The organism is Leptolyngbya sp. NIES-2104, from assembly GCF_001485215.1.
Classification (GTDB): Bacteria; Cyanobacteriota; Cyanobacteriia; order Leptolyngbyales; family Leptolyngbyaceae; genus Leptolyngbya.
This window is the reverse complement of record NZ_BBWW01000001.1, coordinates 3,280,388-3,295,984: the sequence shown is the minus strand read 5'-3', so window position 1 is coordinate 3,295,984 and position 15,597 is coordinate 3,280,388. Positions and strand designations below refer to the sequence as shown.

Annotated in this window: 16 protein-coding genes; 13 read left to right on the top strand and 3 right to left on the bottom strand. The window is 50.1% G+C overall.

Annotated elements, in window-relative coordinates; translation table 11 throughout:
• The first annotated feature begins 37 nt into the window (after positions 1–37).
• From NIES2104_RS15550 to NIES2104_RS15535, 4 genes are all read left to right on the top strand, one after another.
• On the top strand, positions 38–1,306 hold the full coding sequence (locus tag NIES2104_RS15550; protein WP_058999208.1) for an MFS transporter: 1,269 nt from the start codon (positions 38–40) through the stop codon (positions 1,304–1,306).
• A gap of 29 nt (positions 1,307–1,335) precedes the next feature.
• Entirely contained in the window at positions 1,336–2,328 is a 993-nt protein-coding gene (locus tag NIES2104_RS15545) for an aldo/keto reductase (protein ID WP_058999206.1), read from the top strand.
• A 166-nt stretch (positions 2,329–2,494) separates the two neighbouring features.
• On the top strand, positions 2,495–3,415 hold the full coding sequence (locus NIES2104_RS15540) for an NADP-dependent oxidoreductase (RefSeq protein ID WP_058999204.1): 921 nt from the start codon (positions 2,495–2,497) through the stop codon (positions 3,413–3,415).
• Positions 3,416–3,437: 22 nt separating this feature from the next.
• Complete coding sequence (locus NIES2104_RS15535) at positions 3,438–3,848, top strand: EthD domain-containing protein (RefSeq protein ID WP_202815080.1); 411 nt, start codon at positions 3,438–3,440, stop codon at positions 3,846–3,848.
• Between the two features lie 49 nt (positions 3,849–3,897).
• On the opposite strand, the gene NIES2104_RS15530 is transcribed toward NIES2104_RS15535, so the two are convergent.
• The 3 genes from NIES2104_RS15530 to NIES2104_RS15520 all read right to left on the bottom strand — a co-directional run bounded on the left by NIES2104_RS15530 (position 3,898) and on the right by NIES2104_RS15520 (position 6,018).
• A complete protein-coding gene (locus NIES2104_RS15530) occupies positions 3,898–4,245 on the bottom strand; it encodes a glycosyltransferase (protein WP_058999202.1) in 348 nt (115 codons plus the stop codon).
• Between the two features lie 164 nt (positions 4,246–4,409).
• Positions 4,410–4,922, bottom strand: a complete 513-nt coding sequence (locus NIES2104_RS15525; RefSeq protein WP_058999201.1) for a DUF1993 domain-containing protein — start codon at positions 4,920–4,922, stop codon at positions 4,410–4,412.
• A 181-nt stretch (positions 4,923–5,103) separates the two neighbouring features.
• Positions 5,104–6,018 (bottom strand): LysR family transcriptional regulator, encoded by a 915-nt coding sequence (locus NIES2104_RS15520; protein ID WP_058999199.1) that lies wholly within the window; start codon positions 6,016–6,018, stop codon positions 5,104–5,106.
• Between the two features lie 166 nt (positions 6,019–6,184).
• On the opposite strand from NIES2104_RS15520, the gene NIES2104_RS15515 reads away from it, so the two are divergent.
• The 9 genes from NIES2104_RS15515 (at position 6,185) to NIES2104_RS15470 (ending at position 15,583) form a co-directional block, all read left to right on the top strand.
• Positions 6,185–7,420 carry a DUF3500 domain-containing protein gene (locus tag NIES2104_RS15515; RefSeq protein WP_202815079.1) on the top strand — a complete coding sequence of 412 codons (1,236 nt, stop codon included), beginning with the start codon at positions 6,185–6,187 and terminating at the stop codon, positions 7,418–7,420.
• 202 nt (positions 7,421–7,622) lie between these two features.
• Complete coding sequence (locus NIES2104_RS15510) at positions 7,623–8,072, top strand: ester cyclase (RefSeq protein WP_058999196.1); 450 nt, start codon at positions 7,623–7,625, stop codon at positions 8,070–8,072.
• A gap of 54 nt (positions 8,073–8,126) precedes the next feature.
• A complete protein-coding gene (locus tag NIES2104_RS15505) occupies positions 8,127–9,365 on the top strand; it encodes a multidrug effflux MFS transporter (protein ID WP_058999195.1) in 1,239 nt (412 codons plus the stop codon).
• Positions 9,366–9,416: 51 nt separating this feature from the next.
• Positions 9,417–10,367, top strand: a complete 951-nt coding sequence (locus NIES2104_RS15500; protein WP_058999193.1) for an NADP-dependent oxidoreductase — start codon at positions 9,417–9,419, stop codon at positions 10,365–10,367.
• A gap of 62 nt (positions 10,368–10,429) precedes the next feature.
• Complete coding sequence (locus tag NIES2104_RS15495) at positions 10,430–11,473, top strand: kelch repeat-containing protein (RefSeq protein WP_225895248.1); 1,044 nt, start codon at positions 10,430–10,432, stop codon at positions 11,471–11,473.
• Between the two features lie 948 nt (positions 11,474–12,421).
• Entirely contained in the window at positions 12,422–12,709 is a 288-nt protein-coding gene (locus NIES2104_RS15485; protein WP_058999188.1) for a hypothetical protein, read from the top strand.
• Between the two features lie 522 nt (positions 12,710–13,231).
• Entirely contained in the window at positions 13,232–13,798 is a 567-nt protein-coding gene (locus NIES2104_RS15480; RefSeq protein WP_058999186.1) for a Crp/Fnr family transcriptional regulator, read from the top strand.
• A 102-nt stretch (positions 13,799–13,900) separates the two neighbouring features.
• Complete coding sequence (locus NIES2104_RS15475; RefSeq protein WP_263970969.1) at positions 13,901–14,590, top strand: 2Fe-2S iron-sulfur cluster-binding protein; 690 nt, start codon at positions 13,901–13,903, stop codon at positions 14,588–14,590.
• A 3-nt stretch (positions 14,591–14,593) separates the two neighbouring features.
• Positions 14,594–15,583 (top strand): xanthine dehydrogenase family protein subunit M, encoded by a 990-nt coding sequence (locus tag NIES2104_RS15470; protein WP_058999182.1) that lies wholly within the window; start codon positions 14,594–14,596, stop codon positions 15,581–15,583.
• Positions 15,584–15,597: the final 14 nt, after the last annotated feature.

Below are 15,597 nucleotides of genomic sequence, written 5' to 3'. Positions count from 1 at the left end.
CCAATCTCATTCAGCAATCAATACTAGGGAGTAAGACATGAATATTGAGCGATTAACGCGAAGCACAGCTCCGCCAAAACCGCCTCGTCGGTTGCCTCCATTTATTCTCTTTGCTGCATTTCTGAGTACGTTTTATATCGGACTCATTGGTCCAATCCTGCCCACCTTAGTCGAGCAGTATGGTGGAAATGCCTTCACCATCGGGCTGTTGTTTTCGAGCTACTCTTTCGCACAATTCCTCAGCGCGCCTAGCCTGGGAGCAATCAGCGATCGCTATGGGCGACGAGTGGTGATGCTGGTGAGCTTGTGTAGCGCAATCCTTGGCTTTTCGATGTTTGCGATCGGCGGGGCACTGTGGATATTATTCGTGGGCTGGATGATCGCAGGTGTATCTGACTGCTGGATTGGCACTGCTTTTTCCTATGTGGCAGATACAACAAAATCTAATGTTCGCACTCGCTACTTCGCTTTTTTGACGGCTGCAATTGCTTCAGGGTTTATTGTTGGACCCGCCACAAGTGGTTTTTTCTCACAGAGTAGCCCAGCTACACCGCTCTATGTGTTGATCGCGGTGCTTATTTTTGCTGCTGTCTGGGGCTATTTCTCGATGCCGGAAAGCTTACTGCCTGCACAACGAGCAACAGAACTTCCGCTCAGTCATCTGAATCCACTGACTCAAGCGCGTGACATTTTGCAATTTCCGCAACTCCGACTGCTACTGCTAAGTTATCTGCTGTTTTGGATGATTGTGATTTTGCCTTCGTCTAGCTTGCCGAGCCTGCTTTCTGATCGCCTCAATTGGACTCCAGAGCAAATTTCTCCTTTATTAATCACTTTCGGGATCATTGTGGTCTTAGTTCAGCTTGTCGTCTTACCGCTGCTGCTTCGACGGTTCCAAGAAATTCATCTAGCAATTGTGGGTGGAGCGATCGCAGGGGTTGGATTCTTTCTAATCGGTCTATTTCCAGCTACAGGCATTTTGCAACTGGTTTATGGAGGAATGGTCGTCTATGCCCTCGGACAACCGCTCGTACAGACCTGTCTCACGGGAGCGATGTCAAAAAGCATGAGTGCGGATCTCCAAGGGCGGGTTCAAGGCAGTATTGCTGCAGTGATGGCGCTGGCGCAAGTGATTGGACCGCTGTGGGCGGGCTGGCTCTGTCAAGCGGTGAGTCAATCCGCGCCTTATTGGTCGGCTACTGTTCAAGTGCTGATCGCGGTCGCGATCATGCTGATTGCAATTCCAAAACTCAAGCGTCTGAATCAGAAAAATCGTGCAGAGGATGAACTGAATCAATCTCACTAGATGCCCTCGTTAATCAAACAAACAAAACCATGAAATACCGCAAACTTGGAACAACAGACGCGCAAGTCTCTGCATTGGGATTAGGCTGCATGGGAATGTCCGACTACTACGGCGATCGACAAAACGATGATGCTGAAAGTATCGCGACCATTCGAGCCGCGATCGACCTTGGGATTAACTTTCTCGACACAGGCGACTTTTACGGCATGGGACACAATGAATTGTTGATTCGAGAAGCTATCAAAAGAGTTCCGCGCGACAAAGTATTTATTGCAGTGAAGTTCGGGGCACTGCGCGATCACAAAGGCAACTCTAATGGTGAAGATAGTCGTCCAGTTGCTGTGCAAAACTTCCTAGCTTATAGCTTGCAGCGGTTAGGAGTGGACTACATTGATCTGTACTATCCTGCCAGAGTCGATCCGACTGTGCCGATCGAGGACACAGTGGGCGCGATCGCAAACCTGATTCAAGACGGCAAAGTGCGCTATGCTGGACTCTCAGAAGCGGGCGCTAAAACCCTGCGTCGAGCGGCTCAGGTGCATCCGATTGCCATGCTGCAAACAGAATACAGTCTATGGACGCGAGAACCTGAAACTGATCTATTGCCCGTCTGCCGAGACTTAGGAACGAGTTTAGTCGCCTACTCACCACTAGGGAGAGGATTTTTGACGGGAGCTTTTCAATCGCCTGATAACTTCCCACCGGGCGATTGGCGACGGCACAGTCCCCGCTTTCAAGGCGAAAATTTTTATCGCAACCTAGAACTGGTCAAAAAAATCAAGCAAATCGCCACCCAAAAGCAGTGTACGCCTGCCCAACTTGCCCTTGCTTGGTTGCTGGCAAAAGGCGAGGACATCATCCCGATTCCTGGCATGAAACGTCAAGCACGGTTACATGAAAATGTGCGGGCAGTAGACATGGTGTTAACTGCCGCTGAACTTCAACAGATTGAAGCAGTTGTCCCGATCGGTGCTGCCGGAACCAGTTATCCTGAAGCACTCATGCACGCCCTGAACCGTTAGTTTTATCGATTGACTTTGCCGTGCTGGAGTGAGTTCAAGCGACGATTACAAGACAAAGCTAATTTGCATTAGCCTTTGGGCTACGGTGTGTAGCTTCTACGTGCGGCAAGTTTTGATCAGTGCTGAAATGATTTTGTCATACCGATTAATAGAATCTGGAGAAAAAATGAAAGCAATTGTAATTAACACATACGGCAACGAAGACGTTTTGAACTATGTCGATGTCGATCGTCCAGAGCCGAAAGCGGACGAAGTCTTGGTGAAAGTTCACGTCGCCGGGGTCAATCCAGTTGACTGGAAAATCCGGGGTGGAATGGGCGAAAGGTTAGGGCTGAAACTTCCCATCTTTCTCGGTGGCGAGATCGCCGGAACAATCGAAAAGGTGGGCGATGATGTCAAAGATTTCAAGGAAGGTGATGCAGTTTACGGAATTGTGACCTCTGGAGGTTATGCCGAGTATGCGATCGCCAAAATTGGAGACATGGCACCCAAACCCCAAAGTCTCGATTTCGAGAACGCGGCGGCGATTCCGCTCGGCGCGTTGACGGCGTGGCAAGCGATGTTCGATTTAGCGAATCTGAGTAGCGGGCAGAGAGTTTTGATCACTGCCGCGTCAGGCGGGGTCGGTTCGCTGGCGGTTCAACTTGCTAAAGCAAAAGACGCATTCGTGATCGGTATGGCTTCGGGTCGCAATGAAGCGTTCGTCAGAGATTTGGGTGCAGACGAGTTCGTGGATTACACCAAGCAACCCTTTGAAGCAGTCGTCAAAGATGTGGATGTCGTTTTCGATACGGTCGGCGGCGACACGTTTGAAAGAGCGTTCCAAACTTTGAAAAAAGGCGGCTTTCTGGTGACAGCAGTGCAGTTTCCGTCCGAAGAAAAAGCGCAGGAATTTGGCATCAAAGCCGCACGGGTCTACTGCAAACCCAACGCGGAACAATTAGCCGCGATCAGCAAATTGGTTGACGAAGGCAGATTAAAAGCGCACGTTTCAACCGTTTTGCCGCTCGCGGAGGTGAAAAAGGCACATCAACTTTCCCAAAGCGGACGCACACGCGGCAAAATTGTTTTGCAAATCGGGATATAGTGCTTGAACAGGATTTTTGTGTTTGAAATATGAAATTCGACAGATGCGGATTTACAGCAGCCTGAAGAGCATGATGCAGGCTCTATATGCCTCGATCACGCAGCGGCAAAAGCTGTCACTAACGCACCAGGAGTTTGTGGAGTATCACCGTGAAAAGCACGCACCTCTTTTTTGTTCGCTTCCTGAGGTGCAGCAGCACGTCCGCCGTTATGTGCAATGCCATACCATCCAAGCGTCTCTTTCAGGACTACCATCCATTACCTTCGATGGAGTCACCGAGCTTTGGTTTGATGATGTCGCGGGGCTTGAAGCGGTTTTCGGCTCAGAGAGTTATCTTCAAACCATTCGCCCCGACGAGGAAAAGTTCCTTGACTTGCATGGCTGCGAGTTTGTGCTTTCAACAGAAAGCGTTGTGATTGATGGTGAATGTTAAATTTGACATCCAGGAGATCCCTAATTGCACATCGTTGTGATAGGTGCGTTCAATCTCCGATTGAGATTGCCTGTTCAATGATATCCACCGCACGAGACACGCCTCCTGCTTCCTGAAGTGCCTGTTGCGATCGCGCTGCATTCGCTTGATAAGATTCCTGCGTTAGCACTTCAATAATGGCTTCGCGTAGCATCGGAGTCCCCAAACGAGACAGCGGCACGACCTTGCCCACACCCGTCCACGCAATCCGCGCAGCAATACCAGGCTGATCGATGGCAATCGGGATTGCCACCATCGGCACCGCTTGACTCAGAGATTCCATTACCGTATTCATTCCAGCGTGCGTAATCACAAGATTTGCGTATCGACTGTGTGCAGCATTGACTGATTCATACATTCATTTCCTCTGCAATCTCAAGCAACGCTTTTGATGATTGAGATTTTAAACTTACACCTCTACAGCCTCATCTCTGTCTATCGTCCCGGCTGAGCGGCTGTGAGTAACCTTTGCAATACCACCAAAATCTCTCAACAGTCCGCCTTAGGGCTTATTGTTAGGCTTCATTCCTTTCTAATTAATGGCACCAAGTGCATCATGTAATCTCGTTTTCCAATTGGCAAACCAGCCATGCGAAGAATGTCATAAGCTGTGACCAGATGGAAGTAAAAGTTTGGAATTAAAAATTCATTTACATAGGCGTTACCAGAAAACTCGATGTAGAGGCTTTGTCCCTCGTAAATGCGCGTCACCTCAGCTAGCTTTGCATCTTCAACATCAATACCCAAAAGAAGTTCCTTGGTGTTTGCGATGTGCCCGTATGCCTGTGCGAGAGATGTGACATCTGGATCTAGATTGTTCGCAGGTTTACCATCACACCAGAGAGCAAAGTTGCGGGGTTGATTGCAGGTGAAAGCAATTTGTGTACCGAAGGGAAACATATCAGCCGCAATGCGCTTTTGAAGAAATGACTCATTATCGCCAAAATGAGTTTGAGCTGACTTCAAAAGATATTCAAGAGTCGCCAAGCGACTTTGGAAGAGGGTTCGGATTAAATCTACGCTTTGACTTTGCATTTTGCGCTCCCTCAAGATTTACTCTATGAATCCTAGCAGCATCTAGAACAAATTTCAGCCTAACAAAAGTATGGACTGCCATGATTTTTGATTAATCTCGATGCTCTTGATTTTCACAATCATCCCAACATTTATTGAAATAGTAAGGTGACAATATAGCCCCTATCGCTAGTTCTCACCATCATTTTACAGCCGCCCGAATCTGGTCACGGAACCATGCCTGTCCAGAATCACCACCGAACCGAGGATGCCAGATCATGGTGTAGGGAAAGCCAGCAATCTCTTGAGGAGGGAGTACCTGCCGAAAGTTCGCTAACTTTGAAAGTTCGAGTGCGACACGCATTGGGACGGTGAAGATTAAGTCGGTATCTACAATATTGAGCGCCGTTGCCATGAAGTAGGGTGACTGAAGCACGACATTTCTTGCCTTCCCAAGCTCAGCAAGCGGACGATCGATCATCGTTTGCTGCCCTTCTGCGGTTGCAATTACTGCATGTGGGTGACGTAGGTACTCGTCTAAAGAAAAACGCTCGTGCTTGAATGGGTTGTCCGCACTCACAAGGCACACGAAGTGTTCCTGATACAGCACTTCCACCTTCAATCCTCTAGGCGAACTTGGTACGCTGCCAACCCCAAGCGCCACATCGCAGCGACCCATCTCTACATAACGGTAGCTATCTTCTGTCCAGCCAATAACTTCGACGCGAACACCGGGAGCAGATTTGCGGCACAGTTGCAGGGTACCGCTGATGATCGCAGCGGCGGCATAATCGGTGCCTGTCACCCGAAACTGTTGTTGTGTGGTGGAAGGATCAAAGTTATCGCCTCTGATCGCCGCATTGAGGCGAGGCAGGAGGACTTCTAACTCTTGCAGCAAGCGATCGCCACGCGGTGTCCGCTCGTACCCCGTGCCACTCCGAACGAGCAGGTCGTCGCCGAGTGCTACCCGCAATCGACTGAGCACTCGGCTCATCGCTGGCTGACTGAGCGAGGCGCGAACGGCGGCGCGAGTGACATGCCTCTCCTCTAGGATGGCTTGCAAAGCCAGAAGTTGATTGAGGTCGATGTGCGAGAGGTTGGGGAACTGTTGAGCCATGATCTGAATATATACCACCCTTGATATAGTGCTTATCCATAATATGCATTGGACACATTCATTGTAGATGTCTTGTAATGGTTGTAGTAGGTTCACTCTACGCCCGGCTGAATCGGTTTCAGCACTTCCCGATTGCGATCGTTAAAGCCGAATCTATGAGGTCATTATGAACATGAAACGTCGTAAATTCTTGAGTATCATGGCAGGCACTAGCGCTGTCGTCAGTCTCGCTAGTGTCTTGACACGAGGTGTCAAATCTCATGCACAGCAGTTATCAGGTGCTCTCGCTGAGAGCTTTCGGCGCAGGTCGCAAGAAGCCGAAGCCCGTGGTCTAGCCGAGCCGTTTAAGGGGGTTACCACAAACGGCAATGTTGTCTCAGGTTTGTTCCCCATCCGCTCGACCGGAGTTTCTACTGCGCCCGTCCGCAGGTCTGCTGATGCTTTTCTCGCCGCTTTGACTCCGACGCAGCGCACCAAGACAGTATTTTCGGTTGACGACCCGGAATGGCGTAAGTGGATGAACCAGCACTTTTACATCCGTCAGGGCACAGGCTTCTATGAGATGACTGAATCCCAGCGTGAGATAGCTTTCAATCTGTTGCGAGCTTCGCTCAGCGCCAAGGGATTGAAACAGTCGCGCGACATTATGCGGCTCAACCACACGCTGGGCGAGCTGAACAATAACTTCGAGGAATACGGCGAGGGTCGCTACTGGCTCACGGTGATGGGCACGCCTTCAGATACGGAGCCGTGGGGCTGGCAGCTCGACGGGCACCATTTGATTGTTAACTACTTCGTGCTGGGTGATCAAGTGGTGATGACACCTACTTTCATGGGTTCCGAGCCAGTGATAGCTAACTCCGGTCGGTACAAAGGTACGATCGTGATGCAAAACGAACAAAATAAGGGTCTATCGCTGATCAACGCGCTCAATGATGCACAGCGTCAGAAAGCTATCATCCGGGTTTCTAAGACCCGCAACAACAACCTGGGTGAAGCGTTCAGTGACAACATCGTTCTCGACTATGCTGGCATTCGCGCGGCGGAGTTCACAGCCGAGCAGAAGAAGCAATTACTCGATTTGATCGGCGAGTATGTGGGGAACATGCGCGACGGGCATGCAGAGGTCAAGATGTCCGAGGTGCGGCAGCATCTGGAGGAAACCCGGTTCGCTTGGATCGGCGAGACGAAGCCGAACAGCGTCTTTTACTACCGTATCCATAGCCCGGTGATCTTGATTGAGTTCGATCATCAGACTCCGATCGCTCTGAGCTATTTAGAACGGGGTCAGCCTACACGTGAACATATTCACAGCGTGGTGCGAACGCCGAATGGCAACGACTACGGTAAAGATTTACTCCGGCAGCACTACCAACAGCATCCGCACCCACATAGCCACTGAATGACTTTGTACCATGCTTCCTGAAGCACAGCATCACATCACACTATCGGCAACAAGGGGTTTGTTCTACGGTTGGAAGCTATAGCTTCACGCTATATCAGCATTGGTATAGTGGCTATCCTAGATATGCATTGGACACATTATGTTTTGCATGTAATGATCGTCGTAGTCTCATTCGCGTTTGTTATTAGTAGAGGATTCTATGGCGACGATTCAGACTTCAGCCTTAACAGTGGCGCAAAAACAGTCACTCGAAACGTTTTACCGAGCCTTCAGCGATAAAAATCCTAACCTTCTCGACGAAGCGGTGACCTCAGATTGGCAGGACATTCCGCTTGCGCCCGGTCAAGCTCCTGGTCCTGAGGGTATGAAACCGCTGATGCCAATGTTTTTTACTGCGTTTCCCGACTTGCAGATCATCATTGACGAGGTAATTGCACAACCGAATCGCGCAGGTGTGCGGGCGCGAATCGTTGCGACTCACCAGGGGGAAATCTTTGGCTTGCAGCCGACAGGAAAGCCAGTCTCGATCGCGCTGCATGAGTTTCATCACTTCGATCGCGATCGCATTTCGCACACCTGGCACTTGGAAGATTGGTTCGGAATGCTGCACCAAATTGGTGCGTGGTCGCCCGCTGCACTGCCGAGCTAGAAACTGACCCATTTTTATCATCAGTCAGCAGCTATCGGAATCGGAAGAGAAACTATGCGAATTCGACCTAACTCTTTGGGATTTACTCTGCTGCTAGGTGCGTTGGCTGCGTTACCGCCCTTAGCGATCGACATGGGATTGCCCGCCCTCAAAGCACTTGGCACATCCTTCAATGCTCCCCCTGCTGCTACAGGTTTAACCCTCAGTCTGTTCATGGCTGGCTTTGCGATCGCGCAGCTTATTTTTGGACCCGTTTCAGATCGATATGGTCGTCGCCCGGTTCTATTCATCGGTTGTGGAGTCTTCGCCCTCGCGAATGTCATGTGTACGATCGCGCCCTCAATTCACGCATTGATTCTCTGGCGGTTGGTTGGGGGTGCCGGGGCGGGTGCTGCTGCTGTCCTAGAGATGGCGATCGTGCGCGACTTGTTTGAAGGTGCTGCCGCCCGAACACAGTTCTCTTATATCAATCTGGTGATGAGCATTGCGCCGATGATTGCACCCACGATTGGTGGGTTAGTTCTGACGATCGCAGACTGGCGATCGATTTATGGAGTGCTGGCAGTTGGCGGTCTAGTTCTTGTCGGTACGATCGCGATTGGGTTTGAAGAATCCATTGCTCATCGCGATCAAAGTGCGATCTCCCCTCGCCGCCTGATCAGCAACTACCTTCGAGTTCTGAGTGATCGAATCTGTGTGGGCTACGCGCTCGTGAACGCGTTGAGCTTTGGGTGTATGTTTGCTTACGTTGCTGGCTCACCGCTCATCTTGATTCAGGTTTTAGGCATTTCAACGACGCTCTACGGTTGGTTCTTCGCTGCAACTGCTTTCGCGATTATGGCAGGCTCGTTCTTGAATGGGCGCTTGAGTGTTCGCGGTGTGCCGCCGTCGCGCTTGCTCAAAGTCGGACTCACGCTTGCAGTTGTTTCCGCGATCGCGCTGGTGCTGGTGTCTATCAGTAATTCTGTCCGCGTCATAACGCTGCTGCCGCTTCTAGTTCTCAATACGTTCTGCTTCGGGCTAATTGCTCCCAACGCGAAGCATGGAGCGCTTCAGCCAGTGCCAGAAGTTGCTGGAGTCGCTGCTGCTGTATTGGGATTCACGCAGATGGCGATCGGTGGCACACTTGCCAGTGCGCTGGTTGCCTTCTTCTACGATGGACGGACTGCGATCGCGATGACTAGCGTGATGTCATTGTTCGCGTCAGCCGCCTTTGCCGCCTACGCTACGATCGTCCGTCCGGCTGAGCAAGCGGATCGCTCTCGCCTCCAACCGCTACCAAAACAGTCATAAGACTTGAAAACTTTTCTACTCACTTTCAACCCATTACAAAGGAAACGCATCATGAAAGCAGTCCGAATTCATCAATATGGAAGTATCGATAACGCAGTCCTTGAAGAGATTCCAGTTCCAACGATCGGACTGGATGAAGTATTGGTTCAGGTGGAAGCAGCAAGCATCAATCCGCTTGATGTGAAATTGATCAGCGGCGCTATGAAGGACTACTTTCCGCTAACGATGCCGTACACAGTCGGTACGGATTTGTCTGGAACCGTCGTTGAAGCGGGTCTATTGGCTGCTCGGTGGAAGCAGGGAGACCGCGTTATTGCTCGCCTAGAACCCGGTTCGAGTTTGAATAAACATCGCGGCGGTGCATTCGCCGAATTCGTAGTCGTTCCAGCACAGCTTCTGACGACAGCTCCTACAAAGCTGGATTTAGCAACAAGTGCGGGGCTGCCGACTGCCGCAGGGACGGCATGGCAGGCGCTTTTCGAGACTGCCCATCTTAAGTCTGGGCAAACAGTCCTTATCCATGCTGGAGCGGGTGGTGTTGGCAGCTTTGCGGTACAGCTTGCAAAATACATTGACGCTCATGTGATTTCCACCGCGTCCGCTGCGAATGCAGATCTTGTTCACAGTTTGGGAGCAGATCAGGTGATTGACTATCGTACAGAAGACTTCTCCGTTGCGTTGCACGATGTGGATGTTGTGTTAGACACGATCGGCGGCGAAACTCTATCTAAGTCATATCAGGTAATCAAGCCAGGTGGATTCCTCGTATCGATCGTAATGCCGCCAGATCAAAAACAAGCCGAGGCGCATGGTGTTATCGCAACCTTCATCGGTCATCGATCGCACTCAGCACGTCTAGACCTCATCTCCGGACTCTGTGACGCAGGTCAGCTTCGCGTAATTGTCGATCGCACTTTCCATCTCAGCGAAGTACAGCAGGGTCTTGCTCACAGTGCTTCAGGGCGCGCTCACGGTAAGATACTTTTACGATCGGCTGAATAGCTTCAGCCACTGCCTGTGGGTGCAATATTTCAGCTTGAGAATAGTCGAGTAATGGAGTGTGTATGATGCTACATCGACATAGATATTTGATTTCTCTGTCATTTTTGGTGTTTTCGCTCATAGTGCTAGCTTCGTCCGTATTCAGTCAAGCACAAAACCAGACGGCATATTGGACTAAAGCTGCACCCGCAACGATCGCTCGGCAGGAACTCTATCCAGAGGTTTTGAACAACAAAATTTATGTGGTCGGCGGGATACTCAATCCATTCACTAAGTTCACTGCGCATTTCGAGTCTTACGACCCAGTCAAGAATGCATGGACAGCATTAAGACCACTCCCTGAAGCTCGCCATCACATTACACTATCGGCAGTCAATGGATTGCTTTATGGTGTTGGCGGTTTCACAGGTGGGTTCCCCAACTGGCGGGCGCTGCCAACAATGTTCATCTACAATCCTGCTTCTAATACTTGGACTAGAGGGATTGACCTGCCAGCGGCTCGTGGCGAGGGCGTATCCGCAGTGGTCGATGACAAGATATACCTGATCGGTGGGCGCGTTCGAGCCACTGACGATGCTCGGTTGTTCAATGACCACATTGATAGTGTGCGAAACGAAGTCTTTGATCCCACAACTAGGCGTTGGTCAACCCGTGCCAATGCACCAACCCCGCGAAACAGCGCAGCGTCGGCTGTGATTGATGGCAAGATCTATGTGGTTGGGGGGCGCAAGTTTGCCAAGAATGCCGATGGCACAGCGCGGCAGGTGAATGTGCCAAATCTTGAGGTTTACGATCCGAAGCTCGATCGTTGGGAAACGCGATCGCCGATGCCTCAAGCCCAAGGAGGTCTGGCGGCAACCGCCCTCAACGGCAAGCTTTACGTATTTGGCGGCGAACAGTGGGTTCCAGAGCAGAAGGTTTTCGCCGAAAGTTGGGTTTACGATCCACAAACCAATCAATGGCAAGCACTGCCGTCTCTGCCAACCCCCCGACATGGACTAGGAGCATCGACCATTGGCAACCGAATCTTTGTGTTTGGTGGCTCAACAAAAACAGGTGGAAATGCAACTTCATCGGTCAACGAAGTGCTAGTATCGCCTATCTAGATTGCTATGCTGTACAGTGCCTTTTTATTTGGCACTGTACAGCCATTTTCTGCACGCGATCGCAGAACAATACTAGACCTCCTGCACGAATCATTGTGCCTTGGCGAATTCCATTCGGCGGGCATTCATGCAGGAGGTCTACTCACTTGAATGGGCGACCATAGCGCAGTTAATCACATAAAAACTTTTTCATATAGGATTTAGTCGTAATTTATCTCAGCATCCGAAACTGAATAGTGTCAGGCAAACAAGGCTGGCAAACTTAAACTACATCGTTTGAGAAATTCTCACGGACATAGAGCAGTAAAAACTGTCATTCTTGGCAAGCTAAAGCATTCACCTTTCGGTCTAGTGACATCTGCTTATCAAGCAGGTTTACGTTCTCAAGGCATTCCTAGCTCGGAGTCCTTAATCACAGTCCACTAGCATCAGTAAATTAGTAGCTTAGACCTTGTTCAAGTTGACAATAGCCTTTATCTCTACTATCCGAAATAGCCTGAATCAAAAGCTATTCCTTTAGTAGACTGGTTTTGGATAAACCTATCCCGTTTTATCGATCGAATCTCAATTTTTCTCAAGCAGTAAACAGTCAAACCTTGGACAAATGAAGCGCAGGCTCTAGTACTAACGCAAGGCAAATATATGTCTACTGATAAAACTCAACCAGTGCAAATTCAGACTCAAGACATTTCAACACCCATCTTTCAAATCGGTATATCAAGAGTAGGTTGGAAGCCTACGTCAAGTTCTGATAGGGGCTTGGTTATGGGGATGCGATATCTGTGGGCAGAATACCTAAACTGCTGGCAATGGCAGTACTACATTGCGCTTGACAGTGACAGCCCTTCTTCCCAGTGGACTCAATTCGACTGGGGCTGGCAAGACGATCTGGAACCGTTGCCCACTTCTAATTCTATACAGGTGTCGAGGTAGCGAAGGTAATTAGATATGACAAGTAACCGCCGTTTGGAGACTAGAGAATTGACTTTGCTGACGCTATATAGTAACTGTCAGTTTTCCATGGATGTCTTTGAGTTCTACCGCAAGTGGAATGTGACTCAGAAACAAATCGCTATCATTTGTGGTTGCAGCATTGCCACGGTGGGTCGTTGGTTTGGTAGCCCGCGACAGGTTCCAGAATTCATCTACATGCGGAGACTGGCAGAGATGGATTTGATTTGGGAGTTGTGGGAGCAGATTCCTGATGAATTGAAAGAGCGGCTATGTTCTAGATGAAATACCGTCTCCACTACTGTCTTCAGCAACACATTTTTAACTAAAAAATGGATGAAACTTCAAAAAACCATCACCGTGAGTGTTTTTATTGGCTTCGTGAGACTTGACTCATTAACAATGATTGCTAGCGTAGGTAGCTCTATGTACCTTTATCTATCTAAAGGAAGGTGGAATTATTGTAGGAGGAAAGATTATATTGCAAGCATATTTGCAATTGTCGCAAGGGCTTCGCTGCCATTATTTATCCAATTTACTACTCCCCGATCGTCGCTCTACTTTGGACGCTATACCAATACGAATTCTGTCGAGTATTCGTTCCAGTTAGCACCAATACTCCCACAAATATCACCATTGAGTTCCTGAAAGAACACAATCCGCATATCAGTGATTGGGCGTTAAGCCCATAGGAGAGTCAGGCGACGTGGGAGTGAATCAATGGCTGACATTTTTGTGTCACTTCTGTTGATTAATCTAGCGATGAACGAAACGATTTGAAATGTCTGTCTATGGAGATTCTGATCAATGACCATTGCATTGCTCAATCTAGAACAGCGAGTGTTTAACCAACAAAGCTTAATTCCACCCCAACTCGATCTGTTGTGGAAAATTGAGCATGGGATCGTTCGCACAGTAACGTGGAATGAAATAGGAACAAAGAGTACATTGGGCTACTGGGGAGTGCAAGATGTGGTAGGTCAACCCCTGTCTCGAATTGCTCCCTACAAGATTGAGTGTTTAACAAGTGTAAAAGTGACAGCAGTGCCAACTTCACTCTGGCACCACCTTTTAGAGCCTGTTGTCTTACATGGACAACAGGTAGAACAACTCCTGAGTATTGTGCATCGCGATCGCATTCAACTTCGCTTACTTGAATTGCTAACCTGGTTAGCCCAGAAGTTTGGTCGCCCGATTGAGCAAGGCACATTGATTGATCTACCCCTGACGCACCAACAGCTTGCAGAAACAATCAGCACTACCCGCGTGACCGTGACACGGTTACTGGAGCAACTGGAGCAAACTGGGTTAATCTGGCGAATTCGACGGCGTATTGTGCTGTTATCGAATCGCGATCAAACATTATCTGCATAACTAACTCAAGACTCTCAATTGAGCTGTAGAGACGATTTATAGAGGAAGAGAACGCATATGAGAATTAAGCTAAGAAGAAGACGCTTCGGTCAACTGATAATTGTGAGCACGGTGGTCGCAACTGCCAGCAACTGGATGAAGCGATCGATTGCTCAAATCAGTCCGCAACCCCCAGCCGTTCCATCGCCATCTAATGCTGTAAATGTGGCACTGAAGATCAATAACTCATCTCGTTCACTCGCGCTTGATTCGCGCGTGACGTTACTCGATGCCCTGCGCGAACAGATTGGGCTAACTGGCTCGAAAAAAGGCTGTGATCACGGGCAGTGCGGTGCCTGTACGGTGATTGTTGATGGGCGGCGCGTGTTGTCCTGCCTGACCTTGGCGGCGACCTGTGAAGGCAGCGAGGTGACCACGATCGAGGGGTTAGCGCAAGGCGATAATTTGCATCCGATGCAGGCGGCGTTCATCAAGAACGACGGGTTTCAGTGCGGCTACTGCACGCCCGGTCAGATTTGTTCCGCGATCGCTGTTCTCGATGAAGCGCGAAACGGCGAAGCCAGCTATGTTACAGCAGACGTGCGGCAGGAACCGCGCTCAGTGCAACTCTCTGATGACGAGATCAGAGAAAGAATGTCGGGCAATATCTGTCGCTGCGGCGCGTATCCAAACATTGTCGCAGCAATCAGGGAAGTTCACACGGGCAAGGCACAGGCAGGGCAGTTTGCGAATGAAGAGGCGATATTCGACACGCCAGAAATGAAAACGGAAGCAAGCGAGGCGGCAGCATAAATTATGAGACCTTTTCAGTACACAAAAGCGAAGGATGCAAACACAGCCGTGAAAACCGTTGCGGCAAATGCAAATTCCCAGTTTCTAGCGGGCGGCACCAACCTGATCGATTTAATGAAGGAAGACGTAGCCCGTCCGGTTGAACTGGTGGATATCACGCGCTTGAACCTGACGCAAATCGGCACCGTTGCGGGAAGTGGCAATCTCTCGATCGGAGCGCTGGCGAAAAACTCCGATACGGCGAATCACCCCCTCGTGCGGCAAAACTACCCGCTATTGACGCAGGCGATTTTAGCAGGTGCTAGCGGACAGATTCGCAACATGGCAACCAACGGCGGCAATCTCAATCAGCGAACGCGCTGCCCGTACTTTTACGATACGGCGATGCCCTGTAACAAACGCAATCCCGGCACGGGCTGCGGCGCATTAGAAGGCATCAACCGCTATCATGCGATCTTCGGCTGGTCGGAACAGTGTGTCGCGGTTTATCCCAGCGATATGGCGATCGCGCTTGCTGCCCTCGATCCGATTGTGCAGGTGCAGCGCTCAGACGGCACAGTGCGATCGATTGCCTTTACCAACTACCACCGTCTGCCAGAGAACAACCCGGAAAAAGACAACAACTTAGACCGAGGCGAATTGGTTACAGCGATCGAACTGCCGAGAAACAATTTTGCTGCTAAAAGTCACTACTTGAAAGTGCGTGATCGCAGCAGTTACGCCTTTGCGCTCGTCTCGGTCGCCGCCGCGTTAGAGATGGACGGCAATCAAATCAAACAGGTGCGAGTGGCAATGGGCGGTGTCTCGCACAAACCGTGGCGCGCCACGGAAGCCGAGCGATTCCTGACGGGTAAAGCGGCGACCGAGGTGAATTTTGCGGCGGCGGCTGAAGCAGAAATGCGCCAAGCGAAACCGCTCGAACATAACCAATTCAAAGTTGAACTCGGCAAACGTGCCATCATCAGCGCATTGCAGAGGGCAATGGAGAGTTAAAACGAGCGCCCAAC

Excerpts from the sequence above, each read along its gene's own strand:
- NIES2104_RS15495 (WP_225895248.1), top strand. The coding sequence starts at position 10,430 with ATGATGCTACATCGACATAGATATTTGATTTCTCTGTCATTTTTGGTG.
- NIES2104_RS15540 (WP_058999204.1), top strand. The coding sequence starts at position 2,495 with ATGAAAGCAATTGTAATTAACACATACGGCAACGAAGACGTTTTGAAC.
- NIES2104_RS15485 (WP_058999188.1), top strand. The coding sequence starts at position 12,422 with ATGACAAGTAACCGCCGTTTGGAGACTAGAGAATTGACTTTGCTGACG.
- NIES2104_RS15510 (WP_058999196.1), top strand. The coding sequence starts at position 7,623 with ATGGCGACGATTCAGACTTCAGCCTTAACAGTGGCGCAAAAACAGTCA.
- NIES2104_RS15550 (WP_058999208.1), top strand. The coding sequence starts at position 38 with ATGAATATTGAGCGATTAACGCGAAGCACAGCTCCGCCAAAACCGCCT.
- NIES2104_RS15545 (WP_058999206.1), top strand. The coding sequence starts at position 1,336 with ATGAAATACCGCAAACTTGGAACAACAGACGCGCAAGTCTCTGCATTG.
- NIES2104_RS15520 (WP_058999199.1), bottom strand. The coding sequence starts at position 6,018 with ATGGCTCAACAGTTCCCCAACCTCTCGCACATCGACCTCAATCAACTT.
- NIES2104_RS15505 (WP_058999195.1), top strand. The coding sequence starts at position 8,127 with ATGCGAATTCGACCTAACTCTTTGGGATTTACTCTGCTGCTAGGTGCG.
- NIES2104_RS15530 (WP_058999202.1), bottom strand. The coding sequence starts at position 4,245 with ATGTATGAATCAGTCAATGCTGCACACAGTCGATACGCAAATCTTGTG.
- NIES2104_RS15515 (WP_202815079.1), top strand. The coding sequence starts at position 6,185 with ATGAACATGAAACGTCGTAAATTCTTGAGTATCATGGCAGGCACTAGC.
- NIES2104_RS15470 (WP_058999182.1), top strand. The coding sequence starts at position 14,594 with ATGAGACCTTTTCAGTACACAAAAGCGAAGGATGCAAACACAGCCGTG.
- NIES2104_RS15500 (WP_058999193.1), top strand. The coding sequence starts at position 9,417 with ATGAAAGCAGTCCGAATTCATCAATATGGAAGTATCGATAACGCAGTC.
- NIES2104_RS15525 (WP_058999201.1), bottom strand. The coding sequence starts at position 4,922 with ATGCAAAGTCAAAGCGTAGATTTAATCCGAACCCTCTTCCAAAGTCGC.
- NIES2104_RS15480 (WP_058999186.1), top strand. The coding sequence starts at position 13,232 with ATGACCATTGCATTGCTCAATCTAGAACAGCGAGTGTTTAACCAACAA.